1 protein-coding gene is annotated in these 315 nt (G+C 43.2%); it reads right to left on the bottom strand.

Annotated elements, in window-relative coordinates; genetic code table 11:
- Positions 1-220, bottom strand: a 220-nt coding sequence (locus RFX69_RS18805; protein WP_309169621.1) for an SDR family NAD(P)-dependent oxidoreductase, incomplete at its 3' end; no start/stop codon positions are given.
- Positions 221-315: the final 95 nt, after the last annotated feature.

The following is a 315-nucleotide window of genomic DNA, read 5'->3' as shown; positions in this document are numbered from 1 at the left end:
TGCCTACGTCACAATGCATGGCATATGCTTTTGCACCCTGTTGTTCAAGCAATGTGACAGTTTCTTCAGCAGCTTCTAAATTAATATCGTCGCAGACGACGCTGCCACCACGTTTTGCGAGTTCAATTGCAAAACTTCGTCCAATTCCACTGCCTGCACCCGTCACGACGGCATAAGCTTTTTGGCTTGGTTTAACTTTCTTTTTGCCAAATAAAATCATGATTCATCCCGAAATAGATTTAAGGAACACCAGCCATTAAGTAATGACTGGTTGTAAGCCAGTTAAGACAAGCGTACAGGTGGGGTAAATTCCTT

The sequence above is a fragment of the Acinetobacter sp. 148 genome (assembly GCF_031196675.1).
Taxonomy (GTDB): Bacteria; Pseudomonadota; Gammaproteobacteria; order Pseudomonadales; family Moraxellaceae; genus Acinetobacter; species Acinetobacter baumannii.
The sequence above is the reverse complement of the archived record's forward strand: the minus strand, read 5'-3'. Positions and strand labels throughout refer to the sequence as shown.